The 13,549-nt window shown below is 67.5% G+C and carries 16 protein-coding genes; 12 read left to right on the forward strand and 4 right to left on the reverse strand.

The genetic code is table 11. From position 1 onward, the window contains the following. Positions 1–32 precede the first annotated feature (32 nt). Entirely contained in the window at positions 33–842 is an 810-nt protein-coding gene (locus tag B9N75_RS13760; RefSeq protein ID WP_085219298.1) for an HpcH/HpaI aldolase/citrate lyase family protein, read from the reverse strand. 74 nt (positions 843–916) lie between these two features. On the opposite strand from B9N75_RS13760, the gene B9N75_RS13765 reads away from it, so the two are divergent. From B9N75_RS13765 to B9N75_RS13775, 3 genes are read left to right on the forward strand one after another with little or no spacing between them, the layout of a single operon-like run. Then, complete coding sequence (locus B9N75_RS13765) at positions 917–1,891, forward strand: SPFH domain-containing protein (RefSeq protein WP_085219299.1); 975 nt, start codon at positions 917–919, stop codon at positions 1,889–1,891. After that, positions 1,888–2,340, forward strand: coding sequence for an NfeD family protein (locus B9N75_RS13770; RefSeq protein WP_085219300.1), 453 nt, complete (start codon positions 1,888–1,890; stop codon positions 2,338–2,340). The genes B9N75_RS13765 and B9N75_RS13770 overlap by 4 nt, the downstream gene beginning before the upstream one ends. Positions 2,341–2,368: 28 nt before the next feature. Continuing rightward, complete coding sequence (locus B9N75_RS13775) at positions 2,369–4,225, forward strand: DUF885 domain-containing protein (RefSeq protein ID WP_085219301.1); 1,857 nt, start codon at positions 2,369–2,371, stop codon at positions 4,223–4,225. A 38-nt stretch (positions 4,226–4,263) separates the two neighbouring features. On the opposite strand, the gene B9N75_RS13780 is transcribed toward B9N75_RS13775, so the two are convergent. After that, positions 4,264–5,865 carry a phosphoenolpyruvate carboxykinase gene (locus B9N75_RS13780; RefSeq protein WP_085219302.1) on the reverse strand — a complete coding sequence of 534 codons (1,602 nt, stop codon included), beginning with the start codon at positions 5,863–5,865 and terminating at the stop codon, positions 4,264–4,266. Between the two features lie 170 nt (positions 5,866–6,035). On the opposite strand from B9N75_RS13780, the gene B9N75_RS13785 reads away from it, so the two are divergent. From B9N75_RS13785 to B9N75_RS13815, 7 genes are read left to right on the forward strand one after another with little or no spacing between them, the layout of a single operon-like run. Beyond that, positions 6,036–6,749, forward strand: a complete 714-nt coding sequence (locus B9N75_RS13785; protein WP_085219303.1) for a response regulator transcription factor — start codon at positions 6,036–6,038, stop codon at positions 6,747–6,749. Then, positions 6,736–8,289 (forward strand): sensor histidine kinase, encoded by a 1,554-nt coding sequence (locus tag B9N75_RS13790; RefSeq protein WP_244552367.1) that lies wholly within the window; start codon positions 6,736–6,738, stop codon positions 8,287–8,289. Before B9N75_RS13785 ends, B9N75_RS13790 begins: the two co-directional genes overlap by 14 nt. Continuing rightward, a complete protein-coding gene (locus tag B9N75_RS13795; RefSeq protein WP_085219304.1) occupies positions 8,286–8,714 on the forward strand; it encodes an HPr kinase/phosphorylase in 429 nt (142 codons plus the stop codon). Before B9N75_RS13790 ends, B9N75_RS13795 begins: the two co-directional genes overlap by 4 nt. Then, complete coding sequence (gene rapZ / locus B9N75_RS13800; RefSeq protein ID WP_244552368.1) at positions 8,711–9,640, forward strand: RNase adapter RapZ; 930 nt, start codon at positions 8,711–8,713, stop codon at positions 9,638–9,640. Before B9N75_RS13795 ends, rapZ begins: the two co-directional genes overlap by 4 nt. A gap of 9 nt (positions 9,641–9,649) precedes the next feature. After that, positions 9,650–10,054, forward strand: a complete 405-nt coding sequence (locus B9N75_RS13805; protein WP_085219306.1) for a PTS sugar transporter subunit IIA — start codon at positions 9,650–9,652, stop codon at positions 10,052–10,054. Next, entirely contained in the window at positions 10,055–10,321 is a 267-nt protein-coding gene (locus B9N75_RS13810; RefSeq protein ID WP_085219307.1) for an HPr family phosphocarrier protein, read from the forward strand. It begins immediately after the preceding gene. Continuing rightward, entirely contained in the window at positions 10,321–11,124 is an 804-nt protein-coding gene (locus B9N75_RS13815) for a TrmH family RNA methyltransferase (RefSeq protein WP_085219308.1), read from the forward strand. Before B9N75_RS13810 ends, B9N75_RS13815 begins: the two co-directional genes overlap by 1 nt. 45 nt (positions 11,125–11,169) lie before the next feature. Here B9N75_RS13815 and B9N75_RS13820 read toward each other — a convergent pair whose 3' ends face one another. Both B9N75_RS13820 and pspF read right to left on the reverse strand, forming a co-directional pair. Further along, on the reverse strand, positions 11,170–11,718 hold the full coding sequence (locus B9N75_RS13820; protein ID WP_157123859.1) for a tetratricopeptide repeat protein: 549 nt from the start codon (positions 11,716–11,718) through the stop codon (positions 11,170–11,172). A 43-nt stretch (positions 11,719–11,761) separates the two neighbouring features. Further along, entirely contained in the window at positions 11,762–12,787 is a 1,026-nt protein-coding gene (pspF, locus tag B9N75_RS13825) for a phage shock protein operon transcriptional activator (RefSeq protein WP_085219310.1), read from the reverse strand. A 176-nt stretch (positions 12,788–12,963) separates the two neighbouring features. On the opposite strand from pspF, the gene B9N75_RS14425 reads away from it, so the two are divergent. Both B9N75_RS14425 and B9N75_RS13830 read left to right on the forward strand, forming a co-directional pair. Continuing rightward, complete coding sequence (locus tag B9N75_RS14425; protein WP_280173570.1) at positions 12,964–13,092, forward strand: hypothetical protein; 129 nt, start codon at positions 12,964–12,966, stop codon at positions 13,090–13,092. A gap of 32 nt (positions 13,093–13,124) precedes the next feature. Further along, positions 13,125–13,549, forward strand: a 425-nt coding sequence (locus B9N75_RS13830) for a PspA/IM30 family protein (RefSeq protein WP_172840910.1), incomplete at its 3' end; no start/stop codon positions are given.

A 13,549-nucleotide genomic window follows, 5' to 3' on the forward strand; every position in this document is an offset into this window, starting at 1 on the left:
GAGCCAGCCGGCGCCGCCCGCAAGATCGGTCCTCAGCGATGCGCGCGGGCTAGCAGCGCCTCCGCCTGCTCGACGTGCAATGCCTCTATCATGCGGCCTTCGAACCGCTCGGCACCACCTGATGCTGCCGCGATCAGCCGCTCCGCCTCGGCGATCTCTTCCTCGCTCGGTCCGAACAGGCGGTTCGTGGTCTCGACTTGGCTTGGATGGATCAGCGACTTGCCGTCGAACCCGTAGCTGCGGCCCTCGCGGCATTCCGCTTCGAGCACGTCCAGATCGTCGAGCGCGTTGCAGACGCCGTCGAAGGCGGGGATGCCCTGCGCGCGCGCCGCCAGCACGATCGCCTGCAGGCTGTGCGCGAGCCCTGCGCGGCCCGAGCCCGCCGGTATGCGCAGCCCCGCGGAGAGGTCGTTGACCCCCGCCACCAATGCGGCCGCGTCATGCGCGATCTCGGCCGCTGCCAGCACCCCGGCCGGCGTTTCAACCATCGCCAGCACGGGCCGGGACAGGAGCCGGTCGGCATCGTGGATCTGTTTGCGGGTCTCGATCTTAGGCATCACCACCAGCGAAGCCTTGCAATGGCGGAGCGCGACGACGTCCTCGCCGAACCAGGGCGACCCGAGCGCATTCATGCGGATCGCGACCAGGCGCCCCTCGAACCCTTGCGACACCGCCTCGATCGCGGCGCGGCGCGCGCTCGCCTTGTCCTCCGGCTTCACCGCATCCTCGAGATCGAGCACGACGAGGTCGGCCGACAGGCTCCGCGCCTTCTCGATCGCGCGGGAATTCGACGCTGGCAAGAACAGCAGCGAGCGGACGAAGTGGAGGGCGGCATGGTTCATGGCGGCGCGATTCTGCTTGGAAGCGGGAGCGCTTGTCTACATGATATCGCACCCACCAGAAGGAGGAGAGTGAGATGGAAGTGACGGCGCTGTTGTTCGTGGTGGTGCTGGTCGCCCTCTATCTCGTTTCCAGCATCAAGATCGTTCGCCAGGGTTATCAGTACACGATCGAGCATTTCGGCCGCTTCACAGCGGTCGCCCGCCCCGGCTTCAACTTCTACCCCGCCTTCTTCTACCGCGTCGGCCGCCGCGTGAACATGATGGAGCAGGTACTCGACATTCCCGGCCAGGAAATCATCACCAAAGACAATGCGATGGTTTCTACGGATGGGGTGGTGTTCTTCCAAGTGCTGGATTCCGCCAAGGCGGCTTATGAGGTTTCGGACCTCTATGTCGCGATCCTCAATCTGGTGACGACCAACCTGCGCACCGTGATGGGCTCGATGGACCTCGACGAGACGCTGTCGAAGCGCGACGAGATCAACGCGCGGCTGCTCGACGTGATCGACCATGCGACGACGCCGTGGGGGGTCAAGATCACCCGCATCGAGATCAAGGACATCCGCCCGCCGACCGACATCGTCAATTCGATGGCGCGGCAGATGAAGGCGGAGCGCGAGAAGCGCGCGGCGATCCTGGAAGCGGAAGGCATGCGCGCCTCGGAAATCCTGCGTGCCGAGGGCGAGAAGCAGGGCCAGATCCTCCAGGCCGAGGGCCGCCGCGAAGCCGCCTTCCGCGACGCCGAAGCGCGCGAGCGCGAGGCGGAAGCCGAGGCAAAGGCGACGCAGATGGTCTCGGATGCGATCGCGGGCGGCAACGCGCAGGCGATCAACTATTTCATCGCACAGAAATATGTCGATGCGGTGAGCCAGTTCGCGACATCGCCCAACGCCAAGACGATCCTGTTCCCGGTCGAGGCGACGCAGCTTATCGGCACGCTCGGCGGCATCGGCGAGCTTGCCCGCGAGGCGATCGGCAAGGCCGCCGAGCCGCCCGCGCCCAAAACGCCCGCACCGCGCCGCGCCGGCCCCTTCGAGATCAAGGAATGAGCTTCGAGCCGCACTGGCTCTGGCTGATTGCCGCGGCGGTGCTGGCGGGGGCGGAGCTGCTGATCCCCGGTGTCTTCCTGATCTTCCTCGCCGCAGCGGCCCTGCTCACCGGCGTCGTCGCGGGCGCGTTCGGCATCCCCGTCGCCTTCCAGCTCGCCGCCTTCGCCTTGTTCGCAATCGGGTCGCTCCAGGCCGGCCGCCGCTATTATGCGCGGCGCGAGGTGCCGAGCGCCGACCCGCACCTCAACGACCGCATCCACCGCTATATCGGCGAGACGGTGACCGTCGTCACCGCGATCGAGAACGGCAGCGGGCGGGTGAAGCTGGGCGACGGCGTGTGGACCGCCCGCGGCCCCGACGCCCCGGTCGGCGCGCACGTCCGCATCCTGGGCGCGGAGGGCACGGCGCTTCGCGTCACGCCGGTGACCGAACTGCCGTCCCCCGAATAACCTTCCCCCAAGCTATCAAGGACCCGCCATGACCTTCGATCGCCGCACCCTCATGATCGGCGCGGGCGCCACCGCCGCCATCACTCTCCTCCCCGGCTGCAAGGTGGCGCCCGACGCGGCCGGTCCGGCCTCCGACGGTGCCGCCGCGCCGGCCGGCCAGAGCGGTGCGGCGCGGCTGCTCGCCCGCATGACCGACGCGATCCTGTCCGAATATCCGGAGAATGCCACCGCGCTCGGGCTCGACAAGGACGCGCGCGCGGCGCTCAAGGCGCAGCTGACCGACCATACGCCGGAGGGGCGCAAGCGGCGCGGCGACGCGGCGGCGGCACGGCTCGCCGAGCTGCAAAAGATCGACACCGCATCACTCTCCCCCGCGGACCGCGCCGACGTCGAGGTGGCGAAGGCGGCGCATCAGCTCGCCGTCGACGGCTTTCGCTTCGCGTTCGGCGATCCCATCCAGCTCAGCCAGAACTGGTATTACCGCAACGCGCCTTACGTGGTGGCGCAGAACACCGGATCGTTCGTCGAAATCCCCGACTTCCTCGACAGCAGCCATGTCATCGCCAACGCCGCGGACGCCGACGCCTATCTGGCGCGGCTGGACGCCTATGCCGCCAATCTGGACGGCGAAACCGCGCGGCTGGCGCACGATCGCGGCGCCGGCGTGATCGCGCCCGATTTCCTGCTCGACAAGACGCTGAAGCAGCAGAAGGACGCGCGCGCGCTGCCGCTGGAGCAGTGGGGGCTGGTCGGCTCGATCGCCCGCCGTGGCAAGGACATGGCGGGCGATCCCGGCAGCAAGGCGCTTTCCATCGTCCGCGACAAGGTCGCTCCCGCGATGGACCGGCAGATCGCCGAGCTGGAGACCCACCGCCGCGGCGCGACGGGCGCTGCGGGCGTCTGGAAGCTGTCCGAGGGCGAGGCTTATTATGCCTGGGCGCTGCGCGCGGGCACGACCACCGAAATGACCCCGGACGAAGTACATCAGCGCGGCCAGGAAGAGCTCAAAGCGCTGCAATCGCGGATGGACGGGCTGCTCCGCGCGCAGGGGCTGACGCAAGGCTCGGTCGGTGCACGGATGACGGCGCTCGGCAAAGATCCGAAGAACCTGTTTCCGAACACCGATGCCGGGCGACGCGAGATTCTCGCCTATATCAACGGCAAGGTGGACGACATCCGCGGCCGCCTGCCGCGCGCGTTCAACACGCTGGTTCCGGGCCGGCTGGTGGTGAAGCGGGTACCGCCGGAGATCGAGGCGGGCGCGCCGGGCGGCTATGCGGCGGCGGGCGCGATCGACGGATCGACGCCGGGCAATTATTACATCAACCTGCGCGATACGGGCATGTGGCCGCGCTATTCGCTGCCGACGCTGACCTATCACGAGGGCATTCCCGGCCACATCTGGCAGGGCGAATATACCTACAAGCTGCCGCTGATCCGCTCCGTCCTCGCGTTCAATGCTTATTCGGAAGGCTGGGCGCTCTATGCCGAGCAGCTCGGCGACGAGCTTGGCGTCTATGAAGGCGATCCGCTCGGCCAGCTCGGCTATCTCCAGTCGATCGCCTTCCGCGCCTGCCGGCTGGTGGTCGACACCGGCCTCCACGCCAAGCGCTGGACCCGCGAGCGCGCGATCCAGTGGTTCGTCGAGACCAACGGATCGACCGTCGAGGAGGTGCAGGGCGAGGTCGACCGCTATTGCGCCTGGCCGGGCCAGGCCTGCGGCTACAAGATCGGCCACAGCGAGATCGTCCGCCTGCGCGACAAGGCCCGCGCCGAAATGGACGGGCGCTACGACCTCAAGGCCTTCAACGACGTGGTGGTGAAGACCGGCGGCGTCCCGATCACCGTGCTGGAGCAGATCGTGGGTGAATACAGCCGGGCCTGACCGGCCCGCCTCTCCCGGCTACGGGAGAGGCGCCCGCATCATGCCGCGCTGGGGGCGGCTTCCTTGACGCCCTGATCGACATGCGCCTCAAACTTGGCGAAATTGTCGATGAAGAGATTGACCAGCTTCGCCGCGGTGGCGTCGTAATCGGCCTTGTCGGCCCAGGTGGTGCGCGGATCGAGGATGGCATCGTCGACGCCGGGAACGCTGACCGGCACCTGGAAGCCGAAATTGTCGTCGGTGCGAAACGCAACATCGTTGAGGCTGCCGTCGAGCGCGGCGTTGAGCAGCGCGCGCGTCGCCTTGATCGGCATGCGGCTGCCGACGCCATATTTGCCGCCTGTCCAGCCGGTATTGACCAGCCAGCAATCGACACCGCCGCGGGCGATCCGCTCCTTGAGGAGATTGCCGTAGACGCTCGGGTGGCGTGGCATGAACGGCGCGCCGAAGCAGGTCGAGAAGGTGGCTTCGGGCTCGGTGACGCCGATCTCGGTGCCGGCGACCTTGGCGGTGTAGCCGGACAGGAAATGGTACATCGCCTGATCGGGCGTCAGCTTGGCGATCGGCGGCAGTACGCCGAACGCGTCGGCGGTGAGCATCACGATGTTGCGCGGCACCGGCCCCATATTTTCGACCGAGGAATTGGGGATGTAGTCGATCGGATAAGCGCCGCGGCTGTTCTCGGCGAGTGTCGCGTCGTCGAGATCGAGTTCGCGGGTAACGGGATCGACCACCACATTCTCAAGTACCGTGCCGAAGCGGCGGGTGGTGGCGTAGATTTCGGGCTCGGCCTCGGCGGAGAGGCGGATCATCTTGGCATAGCAGCCGCCCTCGAAATTGAAGACGGCGGTGTCCGACCAGCCATGCTCGTCATCGCCGATGAGCGTGCGCGCGGGATCGGCGCTGAGCGTCGTCTTGCCAGTGCCCGACAGGCCGAAGAAGACGGCGGTGTCGCCCTTCGAGCCGACGTTGGCGGAGCAATGCATCGGCATCACGCCGGTGGGCGGCAGGAGATAGTTGAGGACGCCGAATACGCTCTTCTTCATCTCGCCGGCATAGCGGGTGCCGCCGATGAGGATCAGCTTCTCGGTGAGATTGACCGCGATCACCGTTTCGCTGCGGCAACCGTGGCGCGCGGGATCGGCGCGGAAGCTCGGCAGGTCGATGATCGTGAAGTCGGGCCGGAAGCCGGCGAGCGCCTCCGCCTCGGGGCGGACCAGCATCGTGCGGATGAAGAGGCTGTGCCAGGCGAGCTCGTTGATGACGCGGACGTTCACGCGATGCTCGGGCTGCGAGCCGCCATAGAGATCCTGGACGAAGAGCGTCTCCTTGCCTTCCAGCGCGGTGAGGAAATCGGCCTTGAGCGCGGCGAAATGCTCTGGGCTCATGCCCTTGTTGTTGTCCCACCAGATCGTGCCTTCGGTCTCGGCGTCGCGGACCGTGAACTTGTCCTGCGCCGAGCGGCCGGTGTGGCGGCCAGTCTCGACCACCAGCGGACCTTCCTTGGCGATCACGCCCTCGCCGCGCTTCACCGATTCCTCGACCAGCGGCGCGGTCACCAGGTTCCAGTGAAGCTTCGCGGACGTCGCGATGCCCTGTTCGCCAAGTCCATAGGCGGGGACCCGGTTGGACACGATCATTCTCCTGCTTTCAACATGACTTGCCGCGGCACGGCGGATTCGCCGGACCGCGCCTCGCTATGCGGCGGCGCATATCGAAGCGGGGGGTCCGCGTCAAAGACTCCGGCCGCTCGGTTGCGACGGCACGGCCGATTGGATAAACCCCTCGGCGTGAGCGCGAGGCGACAGGCATGGCGGTGACGATCGCGCTCGTCGACGACGATCGCAATATCCTGACGTCGGTGTCGATCGCTCTCCAGGCGGAGGGGTTCGGAACGCGCGTCTATTCGGACGGCGAGACGGCGCTGAAGGCGCTCGTCGAGAACCCGCCGGACCTTGCCGTGCTCGACATCAAGATGCCGCGGATGGACGGCATGGAGCTGCTGCGGCGGCTGCGCGAGAAGAGCGCGATCCCGGTCATTTTCCTGACCTCCAAGGACGACGAGCTCGACGAGGCGCTGGGCCTCGCGATGGGCGCCGACGACTACATCGCCAAGCCGTTCAGCCAGCGCCTCCTCATTGCCCGCATCCGCGCTGTGCTGCGCCGCGCCGAGATGCGCGCCGGCCCCGCGGACGGCGGCGCCGACGGCGAGCCCGAGAGCGAGCCGATCGCGCGCGGGCGGTTGACGATGGACCCGGCGCGCCACCGCGTCACCTGGTCCGGGCAGGACGTGACGCTGACCGTTACCGAGTTCATGATCCTGGAGGCGCTCGCGCAGCGCCCCGGCGTCGTCAAATCGCGCAACCAGTTGATGGACGTCGCCTATCATGACGACATCTATGTCGACGACCGCACCATCGACAGCCATATCAAGCGTCTGCGCCGCAAGTTCCGTGCCGCGGACGGCGATTTCAGCGCGATCGAGACGCTCTACGGGGTCGGATACCGCTTTGCCGAGGAGTGACGATCTGGACCTGCGCTTCTCGCGCCGCTGGTCGCTCACGCACCGCATCCTCGCGGTCAACATCTTCGCGCTCGCGATCCTTGCGGGCAGCCTGTTCTATCTCGACAGCTTCCGCGCCCGGCTGACGACGGCACGGCTGGAGCAGGCGGCGAGCGAAACGCGGATGATCGCGGAGGCGGTACGCGTCGCCGCGCCCGGCGAGCGCGCCGCGCTGCTCCGCCGGGTGGGCGCGGATTCCGGGACGCGGCTGCGCATCTATCGCGCCGACGGCGTTAAGCGCGCCGATAGCTGGGCAGGCGTCGACCCGACCTATGAGTTTCGCGATCCCGAGGGCGAGCCGTGGACCAAGGACGTCGCACGGGCGCTGGACAATGCCTTCGACGCGATCGTCGGCGCGCGCCAGCCGCCGTACTACGTGCCGCCGCGCGTGGACACGCTCGCCGCCTGGCCCGAAGCGCAGCGCGCGATCGCCGGCGGCCCGGCCGTCGTCACCGTCCGCCGCGCGCCCGACGGGACGCCGTTCATATCGGCAGCGTCGGCGATCGGCGTCGAAGGGCGATCGGTGCTGCTGCTGACCACGAACGCGCGCGACATCCGCCGCATCGTCCGCGCGGAGCGGTTGAGCTTGGGGTTCGTGCTCACCGGCACGATCCTGCTGTCGATCCTGCTCTCGCTGTTTCTCGCGCGGACCATCGCCCGCCCCCTCAAGCGGCTGGCGCTCGCCGCGCACCGCGTCCGACTGGGCCGCGCGCGCGAGGTGGCGGTGCCCACCCTCCCCGCGCGGCGCGACGAGATCGGCCTGCTCGCCCGCGCGCTGCACGACATGACGCAATCGTTGCGCCAGCGGATCGACGCAACCGAGGCGTTCGCCGCCGACGTCACGCACGAACTGAAGAACCCCCTCGCCTCGCTCCGCTCCGCGGTGGACAGCCTCGACAAGGTGCAGGACCCGGCGCTGATCCGCCAGCTTACCGAAGTGATCCGAAACGACGTGCAGCGGCTCGACCGGCTGATCGTCGATATCGCCGAGACCTCGCGGCTGGACGCCGAACTTTCGCGTGCGCGCTTCGAATCGGTCGATCTCGGCAAGATGATGGAGGCACTGCTGCCGCTGTGGGAGACGCGCGCCGCCGAGCGTGGCGTGCGCCTGGCCTTCGCGCGTCCGCGGGTCGGCACCGCCGTCATCCCCGGCGCGGAATCGCGGCTCGGCCGCGCGATCGACAATCTGGTCGACAACGCCATATCCTTCTCGCCGCCGGGCGGCGTAGTCGAGATCGCGGCAGCGCGGGTCGGCAACGAGGTTCTGGTGACGGTGGAGGATGCCGGGCCGGGCGTTCCCGCCGAGGCGCGCGAGGCCATCTTTCAGCGCTTTCACAGCGTACGGCCGGAGGGCGAAACCTTCGGCAGCCATTCTGGGCTTGGCCTCGCCATCGCCCGCGCGATCATCGAGGGGCATGACGGGCGTGTCATCGTCGAGGATCGCGGCGACGGCCGCAAGGGCGCCCGCTTCGTGATCCGCTTCCCGGGAGATGTCGCGTGACCGAGCCCTCGTCCGAGACGCTGCATGCGACGACGGTCTCGATCGGAGGCCGGGCGGTGCTGATCACCGGACGGTCGGGCAGCGGCAAATCCGATCTCGCCTTGCGCCTCATCGACCGGGGCGCGCGGCTGGTGAGCGACGATTACACCATCGTTAAGCGGATCGGCGGCGTGTTGAGCGCCACCGCGCCAAGCCGCATAGCCGGCAAGATGGAGGTCCGCGGGATCGGCATCGTCGCGATGGAGCCGTCTGCCGATGTGCCCGTGTCCCTGGCCGTCGATCTCGACCGGGCCGCGGATCGCATGCCGGAGCCGGGCGAGGTGCAGGTGATCGCGGGGATCGCGGTTCGCGTGATCGCCCTCGATGCGCGGGAATCGTCCGCGCCGATGAAGGTGGAATGGGCGTTAAAAGGCATAATTCCGTGACGACGCCGCGCACACCCAAGCGGATTCTGCTGGTTTCGGGCCTCTCGGGCGCCGGCAAATCGACCGTGTTGCGCACGCTTGAGGATGTCGGCTGGGAGGTGGTCGACAATCTGCCGCTGACCCTGCTCGACCACCTGCTTTCCACCCCGCTGGCGCGTGGCGGGCCGCGGCGGCGGCGGCCGCTCGCCATCGGCATCGACACGCGCACCCGCGATTTCGGCGCGCAGCGGATCGTCGACCAGATCAAAGCGCTGGCGTCCGACCAGAATTTTCCGGTGGAATCGCTGTTTCTTGATTGCGCCGGATCGGAACTGCTGCGGCGCTACTCCGAAACCCGCCGCCGCCACCCGCTGGCGCCCGACCGGCCGGCGACCGACGGCATCGCCGACGAGCGCGAGTTGATGGCGCCGCTCCGGCGCTGGGCCGATCATGTCATCGACACCACCGACACCGACAGCCCCACCCTGCAGGCGCAGATCCGCGAGCGGTTCGGCAGCGCCGAGACCGCACCGCACCTGCAGGTTAGTTCGTTCGGTTTCGCGCGCGGCCTTCCGCGCAACGCAGATCTGGTCTTCGACATGCGCTTCCTCAAGAATCCGCATTGGGTCTCGGCGCTGCGTGAGCAGACCGGCCTCGACGCCGCGGTCGCCGATTTCATCGCCCGCGACCCCGCCTATGAAGAGGCCGTGACGCGGATCGAGGATCTGCTGCTGCTGCTGCTTCCGCGCTATCGCAGCGAAGGCAAGTCCTACATCTCGATCGCTTTCGGGTGCACCGGAGGGAGACACCGCTCCGTTCATGTCGCCGAGCGGGTTGCCGCACGGTTGCGCGGCGCGGGATTTTCGCCCACGGTGGACCACCGTGACCTAGGCACGCGCCCGCGCGACGGGATCGAAGGTGCCGCGAGGGCTCGAACGGTTGATTAGGGTGTTTTCATGATCGGTCTGGTGCTGGTGACCCACGGACGGCTCGCCGCGGAGTTCATCGTCGCCATGGAGCATGTGGTCGGCCCGCAACAGCAGATCGAAGGCATCTGCATCGGCCCCGACGACGACATGGAAGTGCGGCGCAACGACATTGCCGAGGCAGTGGCGAGCGTCGACGACGGCCAGGGCGTCATCATTCTCACCGACCTGTTCGGAGGAACGCCCTCCAACCTCGCCATTTCGCTGATGAAATCAGGCGTCGTCGAGGTAATCGCGGGGGTCAATCTGCCGATGCTTATCCGCCTGGAAGGCGCGCGCAAGGTGATGGAGATCAAGCCGGCGGTAGCCGCCGCGCGCGAGGCGGGACGCAAATATATCTCGGTCGCGTCCGAAATCCTCGGCGAGGTCGCCTGAATGGTCAGCCGGACGGTGGCGCTCTCCAACAAGCGCGGCCTGCACGCCCGCGCCAGCGCCAAGTTCGTCACGCTCGCCGCCGCCCAGGGCGCCGAAGTCGAGGTGGAGAAGGACGGATCGAAGGTGTGCGGCACCTCGATCATGGGGCTAATGATGCTGGGCGCGGCCTATGGCGATTCGATCACGATCAGCGCCAAGGGCGACGGCGCGGAAGCCATCGTTACCGCGCTTACGGAGCTGGTCCAGGACAAGTTTGGCGAGGATTGATGCCGCGCCAGATCACCGCCTTTTCCAACACGCTGGTGAAGCGCGTCCGGAGCTTGCGCGACAAGAAGCACCGGCGCCGGGAGGGGCTTTTCATCGCCGAGGGGCTGCGCATCCTGACCGAGGCGCGCGAAGCGGGGTTCCTGCCCGAGATGCTGTTCTTCGCGACCGGCACGCGCCACGCACTACTCGACACGCTGATCGGCGAGATCGAGGCGGCGGGCGGCGATGTGATCGAGACGAGCGCCGACATCCTCCACAAGATGTCCGGCAAGGACAATCCGCAGACCGTGCTCGGCGTCTATCCGGCGCTCGACACGAGCCTTGCGCGGCTCGATCGATCGGCGGCGGGGCTGTGGATCGTCGCGCAGTCGCTACGCGATCCGGGCAATCTCGGCACGATCCTGCGCACCGGCGACGCGACCGGCGCTGGCGGGCTGATCCTGATCGACGATTGCGTCGATCCCTTTTCGGTCGAGGCGGTGCGCGCGTCGATGGGGGCGCTGTTCACGCAAAGGATCGCGACCGCGCCTTGGGCCGACTTCCTGTCATGGCTGCGTGGTGGGCCGGGCGAGCTGATCGGCACCAGCCTCAAGGCGCGCGAGGATTATCAGGCGCCGCGTTACGCGCCGCCCGCCTTCCTCCTCGTCGGCAACGAGGCGCAGGGGCTGCCCTCCGCCTATGAGGCGGAGTGCGACCGGCTGGTGAAGATCCCGATGCTCGGGAAGGCGGACAGCCTCAACGCCGCGGTCGCGACCGCGGTCATCGCCTACGAGATCGTCAACCAGTGGCGCCGCGCGGCTTAGGCGGCCCCCGCTGGTGAGCGGGAGCCGCCGCATCCGCGACGGAAACTACTTCCGGACGACGGTGAACCGCGTCAGCTCGGCCTGCGGCCGCTTCCACTGCGGATCGATCGTGCTGGCCTGCTTGTAGTCGTAATAAGCGGACTGCACGTCGCCGGTCATCTCATGCGCGACGCCACGGCTGAAATAGGCGACCGCCGGCTTGTTGGTGTTCTTCTCGATCGCCAGGCTGAACATCGGCAGCGCCTGCGCCCAGCCGTCGTTCTTCGAAAGCGCTACGCCCTTGTTGAGATAGGCCTCAGCTTGGTTGGGATCGCGCGCGATGGCGGCATCGAAGTCTGAAATCGCCGCCTGGGTGACGCCGCCCTTGAGCTTCAGGATGCCGCGGTTCACGAACGTCGCGACCGTCTCGTAGTTGGTGAGAGCCTCTTCGGAGAGCGCCTTGTCGCAATAGGCCGTGGCGCCGGCGTTGTAGAGACCGGACTCGGCGGCTTCGTAGCACATCCGGGCCGAGGTGGTGCCGACCACCGTGACGGCGGCACTCGCGGGGATGGCGGCCATCGTCAGGACCGCAGCACAGATCAACCTTCCTCTCATGTCACACCTCCTTGCCCCTGAGGTGGCTATACTCCGAATCGTATCATTGAGAAAGTATCTGATGCCGTTTCATCGCGTGGCGAAGCTGATCGTAGGAGAGCTGCAGCGCGGTGGCGGCGGCGCGCTGGTTCCAGCGGCAGCGCTCAAGCGCCTCGGCGAGGATGGCTTTCTCATATTCCGCTACGGCGAGGCGGAAATCGGCGCATTCGGCGGGGTTGTGCGCGGCCGTCATTACCGCCTGCGCCGGCTGCGGGGCGGGCGACGCCTCGGCTGTCTTGGCGAGCGGCAGCGGCACCCAGGGAGATTCGAACGGATCGAACTGAATCGAATCGATCGCGCGTTCGGGATCGTCCCAACGGTAGACCGCGCGCTCTATGACGTTCCTGAGCTCGCGCACGTTGCCGGGCCAGCGGTAGGTCGCCATCTTGGCCTCCACCTCCTCGCTGAACCCCGGCCAGCGCGGCCATTCGAGCTCCATCGCCATGCGCCGCGCGAAATGATCGGCGAGGATCGGGATGTCGCTCTCGCGGTGGCGGAGCGGCGGCAGGGTGACGACCTCGAACGACAGCCGGTCGAGCAAATCGGAGCGGAAGCGCCCCTCCTCCGCCAGCCGTGGCAGATGCTCGTTGGTCGCGGCGACGATGCGGACGTCAACGGTGATCGGCTTGGAAGCGCCAATCCGCGTCACCTCGCCATATTCTACCGCGCGGAGCAGCCGGTCCTGCGCTGCGGCCGAGAGCGTCGCCAGCTCGTCTAGGAACAGAGTGCCGCCGTCGGCCTCCTCAAAGCGGCCGGCACGGGCGCGCTGCGCACCAGTGAACGATCCCGCCTCATGGCCGAACAGCTCGGCCTCGATCAGCGATTCCGGAAGCGCGGCGCAGTTCATCACCACCAGCGGCCCGTCCCACCGCGAGGAGAGATGGTGGAGGCGCTCGGCGATCAGCTCCTTGCCGGTGCCGCGCTCGCCGATGACGAGCACCGGCCGGTCGAGCGGCGCGGCGCGGCTGGCGCGCTCGACCGCATCGAGGAAGGAAGAGGATTGGCCGACAAGATGGGTGGTGCGCTCCATGCCGGATATTTGGTGCATTTTCCCACCTCTTGGCAAGAGGTGCCATGTCACCCGGATCGCCATATCGCAAAAACCCGCGCAAATCCCCCGAAAATGCACTTGGCACGGAGCTTGATAAGGAGAGGGTAACCGCCGGAGTACAGGCGGAGGCGTCAGCCGAAGTCAGGGAGACCACCATGTTCGACTATGCTAACCTCAAGAGCGTCGCACTCGCGCTGATCGGCGCGCTCGCGCTCAGCACCGTGACGGTCGGAGCGGCCGTCGGACCGGCCGCAACCGGCCCGGTCGCTGGCGTGATCGCCTGACCCCCGGGCGACGCAAGGCCAAGGAGTTTTCGATGGGAATTTTCAGCCGCACGCGCGACATCATCGCGGCGAATGTGACTGACCTTTTGGACAAGGCGGAGGACCCCGCCAAGATGATCCGGATGATCATTTTGGAGATGGAGGAGACGCTGGTCGAGGTGCGCGCATCTGCGGCGCGGACGATCGCGGACCAGAAGGAGATGCGCCGCCAGATCGCGAAGCTCGATGCGCTGGCGGGCAACTGGACCGAGAAGGCCGAGCTTGCGCTATCGAAGGACCGCGAGGATCTGGCGAAGGCGGCGCTGGTCGAGAAGCAGAAGGCCTCCGACCTTGCCGACCAGCTCAATGCCGAGATCGCGGTGCTCGACGATGCGCTGCGCGCCTCGGAAGGCGACATCGCCAAGCTCCAGGGCAAGCTGCGCGAGGCCCGCGCGCGCCAGAATGCGATCATGAGCCG

The sequence above is a fragment of the Allosphingosinicella indica genome (assembly GCF_900177405.1).
Classification (GTDB): Bacteria; Pseudomonadota; Alphaproteobacteria; order Sphingomonadales; family Sphingomonadaceae; genus Allosphingosinicella; species Allosphingosinicella indica.